Here is a 14,395-nt window from a genome sequence, read left to right as displayed (position 1 = left end):
GAAAATGTCTCCTATCGATAGTACTATGTATTTTAGTACCTATAATACTATTAATTGGGCTGTCAATATGATGACTTTCACGCTTAAAGATTACGCATCTGAAATTGGTCAAGTTAGAGCAGGTGAGCAGCTTGGTGTAACTCAAATTGCCATTAGCAAAGCGGTGAGATCTGGCCGCAACATTTTCGTCCAAGTTATGGATGACGGAAAAGTTAGCGCCTTTGAAAACAAACCATTCCCTGCAAAAAAAACTAAGGGGAAAGAAAGCCGTGGGTAACTTGCCCTTTGCACCTAGTGACACGAAGCCGCTCGATCTCGAATACAGCGATCCGAGAGGTGTGGTTGTGCATGTCATTGGCTGGAATCGGGATAAACAGCAGGGGTATTTCACCAGGCAGAACTATCCGCATGAATGCATGCAGCCTGTCTGGAAGTTTCAACAATATTTTACGAAGGCTCCGGAGGCGCAAAATGCGTGATTACGGAAAGGTGTCTCCTCACTTCTGGATCGGTAAAACGGGCAAGGAACTGCGGCAAGCTGGCTCAGAGTCTCAACTGGTAGCCCTTTACCTTCTGACCAGTCCTCATGCCAATATGATCGGTCTTTATTACATGCCCCTTGCGTTCCTTTCTCATGAAACGGGATTAAGCATCGAAGGGGCTTCGAAGGGGCTTAATAGCGCCATCAAAGCCGGGTTTTGTAAGTACGACGAGCAATCCGAAATGGTTTGGGTTATCGAAATGGCAACACATCAAATCGGTGATGCCCTGAAACCCGGAGATAAGCGCTGTGCTGGCGTACAGAACGAATACGATAAGGTTTCAGATAACCTATTTCTTTCAGAGTTTTACGACAAATATTCCGCGCAATTCAATATGTCATCTCGCCGGGAAAGTGAAGTGTTGTTCCCGGTTCAAAATGAAGGGGCTTCGAAGGGGCTTGCAAGCCAAGAGCAGGAACAGGAACAGGAGAAAGAACAGGATCAAAATACTTTGTCCGATTCGAATCGGACTTCTGACGATTTTAACAATGGCTCAGAAGAGCTACCTGCACAGGAAAATCCAGATTCGGAATCGGCTGGAACGACGGGTGATGCTGGTGGTGATAACTCGGTCGATGTCGCATTCGAAGATATTTTTTGGGTTGCTGGTCTTCGCAAAGACTCGAAAGTTAAATCACGCTCTTCGTTTCGCACCAAGTATCGGGACTGGAAAAAATCCACGCGCGGAGCACCTGATGAGTTCGCCAGGATGCTGGCTGATGATATCCGACTACGGGTGAAGGCGCAGCAAATGGGCTTCGATAAGCTCCTGCCAACGTCCTACCTGAACGGTGAGCGGTGGAACGACGAAAAACCTGCAACACATTCCACCGCTGGAACTGGTGATGAAAAACCTGCTTATCCGGCCTGGTACACCCCATCCAACGATGGGTCAGGGGAGATATTTATCAACCAGGCTGCGATTGAACGCCAGAGACGCGGAGACGGTCGCTCATGAAATCAATTCTAAAGCGTGTGCTGATGGCTGGATACAACCACTGTGTATTGCGCGAAGGAATCGTAGCCTGGTGTTTTGTTAAATTTGATTTACGGAGTGCGTAATGTCGCCATCTGAATTGTCAGAAAAGTTGTGGGATAACGCCGAGAGAGTGGCGAAATACCTTCTGCCGAAGGGACACCTTGAAGGGCGCGAATGGTGCGCGGGCAGTGTCGATGGTGAAGCCGGGAAGAGCCTGAAAATAAATCTGGCCGGGAAAAAGACCTGGGCTGATTTCGCCAGTGGTGACAGCGGTGACCTGCTCGATTTGTGGGTGCTGGTTCGTAACTGCCAGTTGCATGATGCGATGCGCGAGGCTAAAGAATTTCTCGGTCTTAAAGACGACGATCACCACTTCGAAGCCAAGAAAAAAACGTTCTCCAGGCCGACGAAGAAGGGCGTTAAAAAAGCGAATCACTGCTACGAGTACTTAGCAACACGTGGCATTACGCGTGAAACAGCCGACCTTTTCAAAGTGACTGACGCGGTGGTCTGGCACCACGATGGAAACCGGGAAATACCGGCAGTAGCGTATCCGTATCTCCGTAACGGCGATCTGCTGCAGGTTAAGCGCATCGGTATAGAGCGACCGAACGGCAAAAAAATCATTATGGCCGAGGCTGATTGTGAGCCCTGTTTGTTTGGCTGGCAGGCGCTGGACAAATCGACCCGCCTGGTTGTTCTCTGTGAGGGTGAAATTGACTGCATGACTTTCACCCAACTCGGTTATGACGCACTGTCGGTACCGTTCGGCGGCGGGAAGGGTGCCAAACAGCAGTGGATTGAGTATGAGTATCACAATCTCGATCGCTTTACCGAAGTCTGGCTTTGCCTGGATAACGACGACGTGGGACGCGAGGCGGCGAAAGAAATCGCAAGGCGTCTGGGTGAGCACCGTTGCCGGCTTGTCGAATTACCCCACAAAGACATCAACGAGTGTCTGATGGCTGGCATGGATAGCGAGGCCATTCTGGAATACATGGAGAGGGCGAAGTTCTTCGATCCCGACGAATTGTGTTCCGCTGGTGACCTGTTGCAGGAAACCATTGAAGCTTTTGAGCACCGCGATGTCGGGTTATTCAACAGCCCATGGACACCACTGAATTACAACTTCAAGTTCCGGGCAAGTGAGATGACACTCATCAACGGGGTAAACGGTCACGGAAAAACCGAACTGGTAGGTCATATTGCAGTAGAAGCGATGAGTCAGGGCGTTCGTACTTGTATCGCCTCCCTCGAACTTAAGCCCGGAAAGATGCTTGCCCGCCTGACCCGTCAGACTATTTGTACTGCTTCTCCGCAGCGTGAAGAGATCGTGATGACCAACGAGTGGTTTTCTGATCGCCTGTGGGTTTTCAAACTGACCGGAACAGCTAAGGCGGGAAGGCTACTGGAGATTTTTGCGTATGCCCGCCGCCGCTACGGCATTGAATTGTTCGTTATCGATAACCTCGCAAAATGCGGGCTCGACGAAGAGGACTACACCGGGCAGAAAGATTTTATCGACACCCTGTGTGATTTCAAAAACGAGCATAACTGCCACATTCTGCTGGTGACCCATAGCCGCAAAACCAATGAGTCAAGCCCAACAGGGAAAATGGACGTCAAAGGAACTGGCGCACTGACTGACATGCCTGACAACGTCATGGCTGTGTGGCGAAACATCCCGCGTGAGCTGGCGCAACGCAAAGCAGAACGACAGGGTTATGAAAGCCTGGACAAGGACGAGCAGGCTGCCGTCGCCATGCCTGCGTCAATGATCAGACTGCTGAAACAGCGCGAAGGTGAGGGGTGGATTGGTGACATAGGCGCAACGTTTGATCCTCGCTCACATCAATTTTTAGTCGATAAAACCAGCCCAATAAATTACCTGGTCGGTAAGCCACAGAGTGAAATTGACTTGGAATGGGAATCCAACAACGTTACGAGGTACTGAATATGACAAACGCAGTTTTGAAAGAAGCTATTGAGAACTATCAGCACCTGAAAGTGCAAGTCCGCCAGCAGGAGGCGGAATGTAGTGACGTTGGAACTTTTGGCGGTGTTGATGTCGATTTATTCGAAGCGTTTATGTTTGCAAAAAACCAACTCCAGGAGCTGATTAACCCTGATGAATATCTTGGGTTAAAGAATAAGGTATCGCACCTTACCAACGAAGTTGGCGCGCTAATACTTGAAAATATTGTGCTGAAAAATGAGGTTGTTCGCCTGGGTGGAGACCCTAATTTTTTGGGTAATGTAGATTCTGAGGGAAACTCATGAAAATGGAATCTGGACTCAAACATTTCAGCCCTCAGGGCATTCACATCAGCGAAATATCTGGAGAGAACTATGCGTGATATTCAGATGGTGCTTGAACGATGGGGGACATGGGCCGCTGGTGGATCAGCAAATATCGGTTACCCGCGAACTGCCGCCGGACTTTCGCGTTTGTTGCCTGCCAGTCGCCAGGGTAAACCATCATGCTGTGATGATGACGGCATGTATATTAACGAGGCAATGATCCGTCTCAGAAAGCACGATGAGTATCTTTGCTCATTACTGGAATGGCATTACATCGACAATATGACATTACGTGCGATGGCAACGAAATTGGGCATTTCACACAATCAGGTTTCGGTAAGAATTCAGACAGCGGAAAGTTTTATCCAGGGATCGCTTTGTACGCTGGATATCCGGCTGGAAATGGACAGGGAATGCCGCAAAGGAAATAATTTTCCGCCCAAACTGAAAAGAGTTGTGTAATTACAAAACCCCATTTATTCTGATATGAGTTGTCACTACGCACTGACACATAACATTCGAAACCTCGCCATCTGGCGGGGTTTTTTCGTATTCAGGCCTCACTGACGGCGGCTCATTACCCAACCGTCAGGCGCTTGCGCAGAGGCCGCCATCTTTGGTTGCTGGACCGTTCCCTCTACTGGTCTGGTTGTGATTGCTCCGGCGACCGAAGTCATTTTATTGACTAAACAGACTGTGCGATTTTACATTGTATGCGTGGTGGATCCCCCTATGCGGCGGGGCATTACTGGTTATCCTCGGAAGTAGATGCATGCGGAACGCTGTCCAGTCAGTGTTTCACCGGGAGGCACCCGGCACCACACATAACAAAAATATGCGCATTCCTTATTTATGGCCTGTTCGTCCGAGCAGGCTTTTTTTTGCTTTGCTGTGCTGTTTATGAATACGAATCCTTCACTATCCTTAGTGCGGATTCATAGAGCAAAACATCTTCTACCAAGGCGCTGTTTTCATAAATATCCAGATACTTCTGGGTCAGACGTTCAATCAGTAATTCTTTGGTTATTTTTTGTTCTGAGCCTGACAGGAGGATGTCAAAGACAGCCCTCCCGATAACCCAGTCTTCATCTTTCATGACACACCCGGTTTTTGTTAAAAGCATGCAATAGTATCCCAAAATATCTGACGGCATTACTTCGATTTAAATCACTTACTCACTCAGAAATTCAGATGAGATGGCTCTGCTGCTCATGTCTGAACCTTCTCTATTATGCATAGCACCCGCTAACCAGCGAGGTGAGAGACCATGAAAATGAATGACCAACCCGGAAACATTGTCACGCAATTTTTCGCGTGGCTGGCAACGATTGCCGCTGGCTTAGGGCTGGCGACACAGGATGTCGTGTATATGGCCTTTGGTCTGATTGGTGTCGTTATTTCTCTTGCGTCATATGTGAATGGACGTATGGATGCGCGTCGCCGACGTAAAGAGGACGAAAAGCGTACTCAGATGCTCAGTAGTTATCTCGATGAGGTGAAAGACAAGCCTCACAGCGAACGCCCGGCAGCGGTTCAGGTTGCTGTCTCCGCTCTGGAAAAGGTGGGTGAATAATGGCGATTGAATCGCCACGGATAATCTAGACACTTCCGAGCCGTTGATAATACTGGTTTTCATATTCTGTCGGTGACATCTGTTCGCTAGAACCATGCCGACGCTTACTGTTATAAAACATTTCGATGTAATCAAAAATATCACTGCGGGCTTCTTCCCGCGTTCCGTAGATCTTTTTCTTTATCCGTTCACGTTTCAACAACTGGAAAAAACTTTCTGCAACCGCATTATCATGGCAGTTACCGCGACGGCTCATGCTACCCTCCAGGCCGTGTGATTTCAGGAACGACTGCCACTCATGGCTTGTGTACTGACTGCCCTGATCCGAATGAACCAGCACCTGTTTTTCGGGATTACGCCGCCATACAGCCATCAGCAGTGCGTTCAGGACAATGTCCTTTGTCATCCGGGATTGCATGGACCAGCCGATAATTTTGCGTGAGAACAGATCAACAACAACGGCAAGATACAGCCAGCCTTCGTGGGTCCTGATGTAGGTTATGTCCGTTACCCAACGCTCATCAGGAGCATCCGGATTGAACTGTCGCTGGAGCCTGTTGGGTGACACGATACTGGCCTCGCCTTTACGTGCCCGCGGGCTTCGGTATCCGACCTGAGCCTTTATTCCGACACGTTTCATCAGTCTCCAGACTCTGTTTACTCCGCACTGTTGCCCGCTGTCACGCAGATCCAGATGGATTTTGCGATAACCATAGACGCATCCCGACTCCAGCCAGAACTGTTTAATCTGTCCTGTCAGTCTCAGGTCTGCCTGATGGCGTTGTGAATGCGGCTGCTGAAGCCAGGCGTAAAAACCACTGGGATGAACATCCAGCACCCGACAGAGCAGGCGAACAGGCCAGCAACAGGAGTTGTCACGGATAAAGGCGTACCTCAGTCGGACAGCTTTGCGAAGTACGCCGCGGCTTTTTTTAATATGTCCCGTTCGTCGGTAACCCGTTTCAGCTCTTTCTGGAGACGGCGGATCTCGGCCTGAGCATCTGACTGTTCTTTATTAGTGGAAGAATCCGGACCGTACTTCTTTATCCAGGCATAAAGGCTGTGGGTGGTGATATCGAGACGTGTTGCAACGCTGGCAACAGAATAACCGCGATCAACAACCTGTTTGACTGCTTCAGTTTTAAACTCTTCGGGATAACGCTTACCGCTCATGGGCACCTCTCTTTAAGCCATCTTAAATGACTCTGAGGTGTCTGTTAAACCCGTGGCGATTCAGATGTCTCCGGCGTTACGAAATAAATTACTGGCGATGGCTGGTGCTGGTTCTCTGGCAATTTCCGGGACGATGATCCCCGATCTTGAGGGGGTGAAATACGCACCTTATTACGATGTTGCTGGCGTACTGACCGTCTGCTACGGGCACACTGGTCCCGATATTAAGCCGGGTAAAAAGTACAGTGATACAGAATGCCGCGCGCTACTGCAAAAAGACCTGGTGCCTTTTGCTCGTTCTGTTGACCGTTCCGTCAAGGTTCCGGCCAGTGAATACCAGAAAGCAGCGCTTATCACGTTTAGCTACAACGTTGGCGTAATGGCATTTGAGCATTCCGCTGTGCTACGCCACCTCAACGCCGGGAACTACCAGGCAGCGTGCGATGGTCTGCGTCAGTGGATTTATGCTGGTGGCCGTAAATGGCAGGGGTTAATCAATCGCCGTGAAGTTGAGCATGAGGTTTGTACGTGGGGCCAGAAATGAGCCGCGTAACCGCCATAATTGTAACTGCCATCATCATTCTGATTGTCTCGCTGGTCTGGGCGGTGAACCATTACCGGGACAACGCTCTGAACTACAAAGCCCAGCGCGACAAGGCAGCCAGCGCTCTTACGCTGGCAAATGAAACCATTGACGATATGACAGTACGTCAGCGTGATGTCGCCACGCTCGATGCGAAATATACTGGAGAACTCGCAGATGCTAAAAAGCAGCTTGCAGATCTGCAGCGTTGCGTTAGCACTGGCAAGTGTGGGTTGCGCGTCAACGCAAAATGTCCATCGAACGGAACGGCCAGCGCCCCCGGCATGGATGATGCAACCGGCCCCCGACTTACTGACGCCGCTGAACGGGATTATTTCACCCTCAGAGAGCGAATCGAAACCATCACCAAACAACTGACGGGCCTGCAACAGTATGTGCGCGAGCAGTGCTTAAGATAAAAAAATCCCTCAGGAGATGGAAATCCGATCTTCTCCTGAGGGGAGCAAGTGCGATAGGTTCACAAAAAACTCGTTACATCAGTTAGTTTGCTAACTATCACAGATATATGCTCTCGGAAACGTCCTGGTTTGCAATCGGTGACTATTAGCCAGCTATAGTAATTGCATCCATGCTTCATTATTTTTCCCTGGTAAACTTCTTCGCCGCTCTGTCCGAGCGGCTTTTTTTTATTGCGCCCATGCACGAACCCAGCGAGTAAGAAATGAAAAATCTCAAAGTTACCATTAACAACCTGATGGAGTTTGCCGATGGTATTGTCCAGGGTGCAAACGTAACGCTTACAGTGTGGCAGGCCGGAAAAGTATTAGTTGAAGATTCGCTGTCAGGTAAAGCTACCGGGCCATATGAAAGAAATTATGAAGTAATGGGATCAGATGTGAATGTGGTTGTAGAACACAACCGCCCTGACTTAACCCGCCTATCTATCACCGCTGCTATTGTTTAGCCCCATTTAAGCAATACACGAAGTAAGCCAGCCTCGCAATCGCGGGGCTTTTTTATGCGCCTCGCACGCGCAGGAGTAACCAATGCCAGCGTTAATTCCTCGGGCATGCCGCAAGCGCGGTTGCCCTGGCACAACTACTGATCGCTCTGGCTACTGCGATAAGCATCGTAACGAAGGCTGGGAACAGCACCAGCAGGGCAGAAGCAGACATCAGCGAGGATACGGTAGCAAGTGGGAGATTCGCCGCGCTCGCATCCTCAGCCGTGATAACCATTTGTGCCAGTCATGCCTCAAAGAAGGGCGCGCCGTGCCTGCTGTTACCGTTGACCATATTAAGCCGAAGTCGCAAGGGGGTACCGATGATGATGCCAACCTGCAAAGCCTGTGCTGGCCGTGCCACCGCAGGAAGACAGCAACGGAGAAAACCCAATGAGCTATACCCGATGTACCTATTGCGGCTCGCAGTTGCACACCGTGGCTAACTGCCCGAAGACATGGGGAGGCTCTTCACGTCGGGCTAACCTCAGGTGCGGCTATTGCGGGCAGTCAGGGCATAACTCCAGTGCCTGCCCCCACAATGCAACCAGTGCGCGCCGTCGCACGCTGAATGATGACTTCACTCTGGATTGATATCAAAGTGAAATGATTCAAAATGCAACCATATCGATGCGAATGATATTGATTCTCATCACCGAGGGGGGGATCAAATCCCTCCAGCCGCGCGGCCTGCGGACCGACGCCTGACCTTTCTTCACATCGCCGCAGGTTACGAAACTTTTTTTGGGGATCCCCAGCCGATCATTAATAGGAGTTTTCGATTATGTCTGGACCACCGAAAACCCCGAGCCATCTGCGTTTGGTGAGGGGTAACCCATCCAAGCGCCCGATCAACAAAGACGAGCCAAAACCTCCCAAAGGGGTTCCCCCAACTCCGAAGCATTTCGATAAGCAGGGTAAGTACTGGTTTAAGCGAATGGCCGAGGAACTGGACGCAGTAGGCGTTCTTTCTGAGCTGGACGCGCGGGCGCTTGAATTGCTGGTTGAGGCATATACCGAATACCGGCACCACTGCGAAACGCTGGAGCGTGAAGGTTACACCTACGCCGTTTATAGCGAAGACGACGGCGACGAAAGAAAAGAGCGCGAAATTCGCATGATAAAAGCTCACCCGGCGGCAATTATGAAGGCTGACGCCTGGAAACGACTTCGCGCCATGCTGGCAGAATTTGGCATGACGCCCGCCAGCCGCTCAAAAGTCAGTATTAAAAAACCCGGCGAGGTTGATCCAATCGCTGAGTTCATGAAAGCGAGGGACTAATGGCTAAGGTGGCAGAAGGCATACGCTACGCCGAACGGGTGGTGGCGGGGGAAATTGTTGCCTGTGAATATGTGCGCCTGGCCTGCCAGCGTTTTCTTGATGATCTGGCGCACGGTGAGGAGCGGGGCATTTTTTTCAGCGAGGCGCGCGCGCAGCACATCCTCAATTTTTATAAATTTGTGCCTCACGTTAAGGGGGCACTGGCAGGCCAGCCGATAGAATTAATGGACTGGCATGTTTTCATTCTGATTAACATCTTCGGCTTTGTTATTCCCCTGGTGAATGAAGCGACCGGGGAGGTGGTTCTGCGTAACGATGGCAGCGGACGCCCGGTAATGGTTCGCCGCTTCCGGACCGCTTATAACGAAGTGGCCCGAAAAAACGCAAAATCTACGCTTTCCTCCGGTGTTGGCCTCTATATGACCGGGGCTGATGGCGAAGGGGGCGCAGAGGTCTATTCAGCAGCGACCACCCGCGATCAGGCTCGTATTGTTTTCGAAGACGCCAAAAACATGGTGAAAAAGGCGAAAGCGACACTGGGCCGACTGTTCGAATTCAATAAGCTGGCGATTTACCAGGAGCAAAGCTCATCCAAGTTTGAACCGTTATCGTCTGACGCCAACAATCTCGACGGCCTGAATATTCACTGCGGCATTGTCGATGAGTTGCACGCACACAAAACGCGTGATGTGTGGGACGTTCTGGAGACAGCAACAGGTGCGCGCCTGCAGTCGCTTTTGTTTGGCATCACAACCGCCGGATTTAATAAAGAGGGCATCTGTTACGAGCTGCGCGACTACGCCATAAAGGTTCTGCAGGGCTACAACAGCAAGGTTGAAGGTGCTGTTAAAGATGACAGCTTTTTTGCCATCATTTTCACCCTTGATAAAGGCGATGATCCGTTTGATGAAACGGTCTGGCAAAAAGCGAACCCCGGACTGGGCATCTGTAAACGGTGGGATGACCTGCGCCGCCTGGCGAAAAAAGCCAAAGAGCAGGTTTCCGCACGTGTCAATTTCTTCACCAAGCACATGAATATCTGGGTTACGGCTGAATCAGCCTGGATGGACATGATGAAGTGGGAAGCCTGTGAAGACATCGCGCCCGTTCATGAGCTGAAAACCTACCCGATGTGGGTGGGTATGGATCTGGCACATAAAATTGATATCTGTGCCGCCGCGAAAATCTGGCGGGCCGATAACGGCCACCTGCACGCGGACTTTAAATTCTGGCTACCCGAAGGGCGTCTGGAAAAATGCTCTGAACAAATGGCGCAGATGTACCGGGGATGGGCCATGCTCGGAAAATTAGAGCTGACCGACGGTGACGTAATCGACCATCATCAGATCAAAGCTGATTTGCTCGACTGGATTGGCGGGCAAAGCCTGAAAGAGGTCGGTTTTGACCCCTGGAGTGCCACACAATTCAGCCTTGCACTCGCCGAAGAAGGGATCCCGCTGGTGGAGGTTCCTCAGACGGTCCGCAACTTCTCTGAGGCCATGAAAGAGGTTGAGGCGCTGGTGTACGGGGGCAGATTTCACCATTCAAATCACCCGGTAATGAACTGGATGATGTCGAACGTGACCGTCAAACCGGACAAAAACGACAACATTTTCCCTAACAAATCCACACCGGAAGCAAAAATCGACGGTCCGGCAGCGCTGTTTACCGGGATGAGCCGCGTGCTTGTGAACGGCGGCGATGCCCCCGACTTCCTTTCCACTCTCGACCCGGATGACGACCTGCTAATCCTATGAAATCTCTGATTATCGATATTATCGGGCTGTCCGGTTTCGGGCTGCTCGCGGGCGGGGTTTACCTGCAATTTGGGCTGGCCCCTGCGTTGATGTTTTCTGGTGGGTTGCTGCTTACAGGGGCGCTGCTGACAGCAAAAGGGGGTAAGCGTGTTACTTGATGCCATTTTCCGCAGTGAACCGCTCGAAAACCCCGCCACGCCGCTGACAGGTGAGACCGCCGACGCTGACAGCAGCCTGGGGCGTGATATTTACGTCAGCCCGGTGACCGCCATGAAGCTGGCGGCGGTGTATTCCTGTATTTACGTGATCGCGTCCAATCTGGCGCAAATGCCGTTACACGTCATGCGAAAGAACGGGAATGCGGTTGCCCCGGCGCGCGACCATCCGGTGTTTTACCTGCTGCATGATGAGCCAAACATCTGGCAGACCAGCTATAAATGGCGCGAGCTTACTCAGCGGCATGTGCTGGGCTGGGGGAATGGATATGGCTGGGTGAAGCGTTCCCGGCGCGGGGAGGTTCAGTCGATTGAAAACCCGATGCCCTGGGAAACCACCTTACTGAATACCGGTGGGCGCTACACCTACGGGGTTTACAACGAAGAGGGCGCTTTTGCGATCAGTCCCGACGACATGATTCATGTTCGCGCACTGGGTAACAACCAGAAAATGGGCCTGTCGCCCATTATGCAGCACGCTGAAACCATCGGTATGGGGATGAGCGGCCAGCAGTACACCAGTTCATTTTTTAACGGCAATGCACGACCTGCCGGGATTATCTCCGTGAAAAACGACCTGAATGAAGAAAGCTGGTCGCGACTGAAAAAAGTATGGCAAAAAGCCGTGGCCGCGCTGCGCAGCCAGGAAAACAAAACGATGTTGCTCCCGGCGCAACTGGATTACAAAGCGTTGACGGTTTCCCCGGTCGATGCACAGATCATCGATATGTCCAAACTGAACCGTTCAATGATTGCCGGGATTTTCAACGTCCCGGCACACATGATTAACGACCTGGAAAAAGCCACGTTCAGCAATATCACTCAGCAGGCCATTCAGTTTGTCCGCTATACGATGATGCCGTGGGTGACTAACTGGGAGCAGGAGTTAAACCGACGCCTGTTTACCCGCGCCGAACGTGCCGCCGGGTATTACGTCCGCTTCAATCTTACGGGGCTGTTGCGCGGTACGCCGCAGGAGCGAGCCCAGTTCTATCACTTTGCCATCACCGATGGCTGGATGAGCCGCAATGAGGCGCGCGCCTTTGAGGATATGAACCCGGTTGACGGGCTGGATGAAATGCTGGTCAGCGTGAATGCCGCAAATCCTGCCGGCGATTTTAAACCCGATAAAACAACAGAGGATAAAACCGATGAATGACCGTGAATTACGGTGTTACAGCGGCGAGGTTCGGGCAGAACAGCAGAGCGATCAGCCCACGCGGATCATCGGTTACGGTTCCGTGTTCAATTCCCGTTCCGAGCCACTCTGGGGCTTTCGCGAAATCATCAAGCCCGGTGCGTTTGATGACGTTCTGACAAACGACGTTCGCGGACTGTTTAACCATGACCCGAATTTCATTCTTGGGCGCAGCGCGGCGGGTACGTTATCGCTGAGCGTGGATGAACGCGGCCTGCAATACAACATTCTGGCACCGGATACGCAAACCATTCGCGATCTGGTCATTGCGCCGATGGTACGGGGTGATATCAGCCAGTCTTCGTTTGCGTTCCAGGTGGCCCGTGATGGTGACGACTGGTACGAGGATGACGAAGGCATTGTTATCCGTGAAATCAGCAAGTTTTCCCGTCTGTACGATGTCTCGCCGGTGACGTATCCGGCCTATCAGGATGCTGATTCCGGCGTCCGCTCTATGAAAGCCTGGCAGGAGGCGCGCAACAGCGGTGCGCTAAAGAACGCCATTAACCAACGAATGGCGCGCGAGCGCCTGCTGACTCTTCTTAACGCGTAAGGAAAATATTCTATGGCACTTCATGAACTTAAACAGAAACGTAATACCATTGCAGCCGATATGCGTGCGCTCCACGAAAAGATTGGCGATACCGCCTGGACTGACGAGCAGCGCACGCAGTGGGGCGCGATGAAATCTGAGCTTGACGCGCTGGACGCCCAGATTGCTCGCGAAGAAGAACTTCGCCGCCAGGATCAGACTTATATTGAAGATCAGGAAGGAGAGCAGCGCCAGCAGCAGGGTAACCATGGCGATCCACAGCAACAGGCCAGTGAACGCCGGGCCGCCGCATTTAATGGCTTCCTGCGCCGTGGCGTGGTTGAACTGAGCGCAGAGGAACGTCAGGCATTACGTGAACTGCGTGCGCAGGGCACCAGTCCTGATGAGCAGGGCGGTTATACCGTTCCGACCCAGTTCCAGAACCGCATTGTTGAATCCATGCGGGCCTATGGTGGCATTGCCAGTATTTCGCAAATCCTCACGACAGCCACCGGGCTGGATATCGCCTGGTCAACGTCCGACGGTACGACAGAAGAAGGTGAACTTCTTGCTGAAAATACCGCAGCCAGTGAGGGTGATACCACGTTCGGTACCGCCATTCTGGGTGCAAAAAAACTCTCCTCCAAAATCATCCGTGTATCCAATGAATTGCTGCAGGATAGCGGTGTGGATATTGAGGCATTTCTTGCGTCACGCATTGCGTCCCGTATTGGACGCGGTGAGGCGAAATACCTTGTGCTGGGTACGGGGGCTGGTACGCCGCTGCAGCCGAAGGGGCTGGCAGCATCAGTGACCAATACGGTCAGCACAGCAGCCGCCGCAACCTTTAAATGGACTGAGCTGAACTCCCTGAAACACGCCGTTGATCCGGCATATCGCAATGGTCCTAATGTGCGCTTTGCCTTTAATGATGCGACGCTGCAGGTCATTGAAGAGATGGTGGACGCGCAAAACCGTCCGCTGTGGTTGCCCAGCATCATCGGCGGTGCGCCGGCTACGGTTCTCCAGACGCCATATGTTATCGACCCGGCCATTCCGAATGTTGCAGCGGGCGCTAAGTTCGCTTATTTCGGTGATTTTAACCGCTTCATCATTCGCCGCGTGTCGTATATGACCCTCAAACGCCTGGTGGAGCGTTACGCTGAGTATGACCAGACCGCATTTCTGGCCTTCCATCGTTTTGACTGTGTGCTGGAAGATACTGCAGCGATTAAAGCGCTGGCGGGTAAAGCCGCATAATCGAACCCCGGAAATGCCTCCACCGCTTCGGCGGTTTTT

At 51.7% G+C, this 14,395-nt stretch carries 19 protein-coding genes; 17 read left to right on the top strand and 2 right to left on the bottom strand.

The features are described 5' to 3' along the window. Positions 1 to 4 precede the first annotated feature (4 nt). From ACS0RQ_RS17940 to ACS0RQ_RS17915, 6 genes are all read left to right on the top strand, one after another. On the top strand, positions 5 to 277 hold the full coding sequence (locus ACS0RQ_RS17940; RefSeq protein ID WP_317078735.1) for a Cro/CI family transcriptional regulator: 273 nt from the start codon (positions 5 to 7) through the stop codon (positions 275 to 277). After that, positions 201 to 479: a DUF4222 domain-containing protein gene (locus ACS0RQ_RS17935; protein WP_317078734.1), complete on the top strand. Its 279-nt coding sequence runs from the start codon at positions 201 to 203 to the stop codon at positions 477 to 479. The genes ACS0RQ_RS17940 and ACS0RQ_RS17935 overlap by 77 nt, the downstream gene beginning before the upstream one ends. Beyond that, positions 472 to 1,500 carry a DNA-binding protein gene (locus tag ACS0RQ_RS17930; protein ID WP_334632900.1) on the top strand — a complete coding sequence of 343 codons (1,029 nt, stop codon included), beginning with the start codon at positions 472 to 474 and terminating at the stop codon, positions 1,498 to 1,500. The genes ACS0RQ_RS17935 and ACS0RQ_RS17930 overlap by 8 nt, the downstream gene beginning before the upstream one ends. Before the next feature lie 103 nt (positions 1,501 to 1,603). Further along, on the top strand, positions 1,604 to 3,475 hold the full coding sequence (locus tag ACS0RQ_RS17925) for a toprim domain-containing protein (RefSeq protein WP_334632898.1): 1,872 nt from the start codon (positions 1,604 to 1,606) through the stop codon (positions 3,473 to 3,475). A 2-nt stretch (positions 3,476 to 3,477) separates the two neighbouring features. Beyond that, positions 3,478 to 3,801 carry a hypothetical protein gene (locus tag ACS0RQ_RS17920; RefSeq protein ID WP_334632896.1) on the top strand — a complete coding sequence of 108 codons (324 nt, stop codon included), beginning with the start codon at positions 3,478 to 3,480 and terminating at the stop codon, positions 3,799 to 3,801. Positions 3,802 to 3,870: 69 nt separating this feature from the next. Then, entirely contained in the window at positions 3,871 to 4,284 is a 414-nt protein-coding gene (locus ACS0RQ_RS17915) for an antiterminator Q family protein (protein WP_334632894.1), read from the top strand. A 436-nt stretch (positions 4,285 to 4,720) separates the two neighbouring features. Here the strand turns inward: ACS0RQ_RS17915 and ACS0RQ_RS17910 are convergent, their stop codons facing one another. Further along, positions 4,721 to 4,918, bottom strand: a complete 198-nt coding sequence (locus ACS0RQ_RS17910; RefSeq protein ID WP_271851469.1) for a hypothetical protein — start codon at positions 4,916 to 4,918, stop codon at positions 4,721 to 4,723. A gap of 171 nt (positions 4,919 to 5,089) precedes the next feature. Here ACS0RQ_RS17910 and ACS0RQ_RS17905 point away from each other — a divergent pair, with 171 nt between their 5' ends. After that, the gene (locus tag ACS0RQ_RS17905) at positions 5,090 to 5,395 is read left to right on the top strand and encodes a hypothetical protein (RefSeq protein ID WP_165158531.1); all 306 of its coding nucleotides are present in this window, start codon (positions 5,090 to 5,092) and stop codon (positions 5,393 to 5,395) included. Between the two features lie 25 nt (positions 5,396 to 5,420). On the opposite strand, the gene ACS0RQ_RS17900 is transcribed toward ACS0RQ_RS17905, so the two are convergent. After that, positions 5,421 to 6,568 (bottom strand): IS3 family transposase gene (locus ACS0RQ_RS17900; RefSeq protein WP_085949497.1). Its coding sequence is split into 2 segments (ribosomal slippage): positions 5,421 to 6,331 and positions 6,331 to 6,568, totalling 1,149 coding nucleotides; the frame shifts between segments, so codons are not numbered across the junction. 64 nt (positions 6,569 to 6,632) lie between these two features. On the opposite strand from ACS0RQ_RS17900, the gene ACS0RQ_RS17895 reads away from it, so the two are divergent. From ACS0RQ_RS17895 to ACS0RQ_RS17850, 10 genes are all read left to right on the top strand, one after another. Then, entirely contained in the window at positions 6,633 to 7,112 is a 480-nt protein-coding gene (locus tag ACS0RQ_RS17895; RefSeq protein ID WP_334634852.1) for a lysozyme, read from the top strand. Then, entirely contained in the window at positions 7,109 to 7,570 is a 462-nt protein-coding gene (locus ACS0RQ_RS17890; RefSeq protein ID WP_334634850.1) for a lysis protein, read from the top strand. The genes ACS0RQ_RS17895 and ACS0RQ_RS17890 overlap by 4 nt, the downstream gene beginning before the upstream one ends. A 263-nt stretch (positions 7,571 to 7,833) precedes the next feature. Next, positions 7,834 to 8,076 carry a hypothetical protein gene (locus ACS0RQ_RS17885; protein WP_334634848.1) on the top strand — a complete coding sequence of 81 codons (243 nt, stop codon included), beginning with the start codon at positions 7,834 to 7,836 and terminating at the stop codon, positions 8,074 to 8,076. Between the two features lie 82 nt (positions 8,077 to 8,158). After that, the gene (locus ACS0RQ_RS17880; RefSeq protein WP_334634846.1) at positions 8,159 to 8,509 is read left to right on the top strand and encodes an HNH endonuclease; all 351 of its coding nucleotides are present in this window, start codon (positions 8,159 to 8,161) and stop codon (positions 8,507 to 8,509) included. Between the two features lie 387 nt (positions 8,510 to 8,896). Further along, positions 8,897 to 9,394, top strand: a complete 498-nt coding sequence (locus ACS0RQ_RS17875) for a phage terminase small subunit P27 family (RefSeq protein WP_317078724.1) — start codon at positions 8,897 to 8,899, stop codon at positions 9,392 to 9,394. Next, positions 9,394 to 11,151: a terminase large subunit gene (locus tag ACS0RQ_RS17870; protein WP_317078723.1), complete on the top strand. Its 1,758-nt coding sequence runs from the start codon at positions 9,394 to 9,396 to the stop codon at positions 11,149 to 11,151. Before ACS0RQ_RS17875 ends, ACS0RQ_RS17870 begins: the two co-directional genes overlap by 1 nt. Continuing rightward, positions 11,148 to 11,309, top strand: coding sequence for a hypothetical protein (locus tag ACS0RQ_RS17865; RefSeq protein ID WP_317078722.1), 162 nt, complete (start codon positions 11,148 to 11,150; stop codon positions 11,307 to 11,309). The genes ACS0RQ_RS17870 and ACS0RQ_RS17865 overlap by 4 nt, the downstream gene beginning before the upstream one ends. Next, positions 11,299 to 12,525 carry a phage portal protein gene (locus tag ACS0RQ_RS17860; protein ID WP_317078721.1) on the top strand — a complete coding sequence of 409 codons (1,227 nt, stop codon included), beginning with the start codon at positions 11,299 to 11,301 and terminating at the stop codon, positions 12,523 to 12,525. Before ACS0RQ_RS17865 ends, ACS0RQ_RS17860 begins: the two co-directional genes overlap by 11 nt. After that, positions 12,518 to 13,117, top strand: a complete 600-nt coding sequence (locus tag ACS0RQ_RS17855) for an HK97 family phage prohead protease (protein ID WP_071196294.1) — start codon at positions 12,518 to 12,520, stop codon at positions 13,115 to 13,117. The genes ACS0RQ_RS17860 and ACS0RQ_RS17855 overlap by 8 nt, the downstream gene beginning before the upstream one ends. A 12-nt stretch (positions 13,118 to 13,129) precedes the next feature. Then, positions 13,130 to 14,356 carry a phage major capsid protein gene (locus ACS0RQ_RS17850; RefSeq protein WP_317078720.1) on the top strand — a complete coding sequence of 409 codons (1,227 nt, stop codon included), beginning with the start codon at positions 13,130 to 13,132 and terminating at the stop codon, positions 14,354 to 14,356. Positions 14,357 to 14,395: the final 39 nt, after the last annotated feature.

This window comes from Phytobacter diazotrophicus (assembly GCF_052061655.1).
GTDB lineage: Bacteria > Pseudomonadota > Gammaproteobacteria > Enterobacterales > Enterobacteriaceae > Phytobacter > Phytobacter diazotrophicus.
Note: the sequence above shows the minus strand (reverse complement) of the source record. Positions and strands in the feature narration are given on the sequence as shown.

Bases quoted from the DNA above. Each gene is read 5' to 3' on its own strand.
- ACS0RQ_RS17895 (WP_334634852.1), top strand. From the start codon at position 6,633: ATGTCTCCGGCGTTACGAAATAAATTACTGGCGATGGCTGGTGCTGGT.
- ACS0RQ_RS17935 (WP_317078734.1), top strand. From the start codon at position 201: ATGACGGAAAAGTTAGCGCCTTTGAAAACAAACCATTCCCTGCAAAAA.
- ACS0RQ_RS17850 (WP_317078720.1), top strand. From the start codon at position 13,130: ATGGCACTTCATGAACTTAAACAGAAACGTAATACCATTGCAGCCGAT.
- ACS0RQ_RS17870 (WP_317078723.1), top strand. From the start codon at position 9,394: ATGGCTAAGGTGGCAGAAGGCATACGCTACGCCGAACGGGTGGTGGCG.
- ACS0RQ_RS17920 (WP_334632896.1), top strand. From the start codon at position 3,478: ATGACAAACGCAGTTTTGAAAGAAGCTATTGAGAACTATCAGCACCTG.
- ACS0RQ_RS17880 (WP_334634846.1), top strand. From the start codon at position 8,159: ATGCCAGCGTTAATTCCTCGGGCATGCCGCAAGCGCGGTTGCCCTGGC.
- ACS0RQ_RS17855 (WP_071196294.1), top strand. From the start codon at position 12,518: ATGAATGACCGTGAATTACGGTGTTACAGCGGCGAGGTTCGGGCAGAA.
- ACS0RQ_RS17905 (WP_165158531.1), top strand. From the start codon at position 5,090: ATGAAAATGAATGACCAACCCGGAAACATTGTCACGCAATTTTTCGCG.
- ACS0RQ_RS17875 (WP_317078724.1), top strand. From the start codon at position 8,897: ATGTCTGGACCACCGAAAACCCCGAGCCATCTGCGTTTGGTGAGGGGT.
- ACS0RQ_RS17910 (WP_271851469.1), bottom strand. From the start codon at position 4,918: ATGAAAGATGAAGACTGGGTTATCGGGAGGGCTGTCTTTGACATCCTC.
- ACS0RQ_RS17865 (WP_317078722.1), top strand. From the start codon at position 11,148: ATGAAATCTCTGATTATCGATATTATCGGGCTGTCCGGTTTCGGGCTG.
- ACS0RQ_RS17890 (WP_334634850.1), top strand. From the start codon at position 7,109: ATGAGCCGCGTAACCGCCATAATTGTAACTGCCATCATCATTCTGATT.
- ACS0RQ_RS17915 (WP_334632894.1), top strand. From the start codon at position 3,871: ATGCGTGATATTCAGATGGTGCTTGAACGATGGGGGACATGGGCCGCT.
- ACS0RQ_RS17930 (WP_334632900.1), top strand. From the start codon at position 472: ATGCGTGATTACGGAAAGGTGTCTCCTCACTTCTGGATCGGTAAAACG.
- ACS0RQ_RS17925 (WP_334632898.1), top strand. From the start codon at position 1,604: ATGTCGCCATCTGAATTGTCAGAAAAGTTGTGGGATAACGCCGAGAGA.
- ACS0RQ_RS17940 (WP_317078735.1), top strand. From the start codon at position 5: ATGTCTCCTATCGATAGTACTATGTATTTTAGTACCTATAATACTATT.
- ACS0RQ_RS17885 (WP_334634848.1), top strand. From the start codon at position 7,834: ATGAAAAATCTCAAAGTTACCATTAACAACCTGATGGAGTTTGCCGAT.